Source organism: Streptomyces nanshensis, from assembly GCF_001751255.1.
In the GTDB taxonomy this organism is placed as follows: domain Bacteria; phylum Actinomycetota; class Actinomycetes; order Streptomycetales; family Streptomycetaceae; genus Streptomyces; species Streptomyces nanshensis_A.
Map to the genome: position 1 here is coordinate 1 of NZ_LJGW01000460.1, position 230 is coordinate 230.

At 70.4% G+C, this 230-nt stretch carries 1 protein-coding gene; it reads right to left on the reverse strand.

Going from position 1 to position 230, the window contains the following annotated elements; translation table 11 throughout:
• Nucleotides 1-225, reverse strand: a 225-nt coding sequence (locus AN218_RS28440; protein ID WP_244900781.1) for a DUF2637 domain-containing protein, incomplete at its 3' end; no start/stop codon positions are given.
• Nucleotides 226-230 lie beyond the last annotated feature (5 nt).

Consider the following 230-nt stretch of genomic DNA (forward strand, 5'->3'; position numbering starts at 1 on the left):
GGCCGCCGTCAGCAGCCACGCCGTCTGGCGCAGCAGCGGGAACGGGATGCGGATCCAGGTCAGCAGCAGGTCCAGCGCGAGCAGCACGACGATGCCCGCGTCGATCCCGATGGGGAAGAACGGCGCGAAGGCACCGAAGCCCTTGCGTGCCGCGAGGTCGCGTACGGCCGCGAAGGAACCCGCGAAACCGATGGCGGCGATCGTCACGGCACCGATGACGACCACCGCGA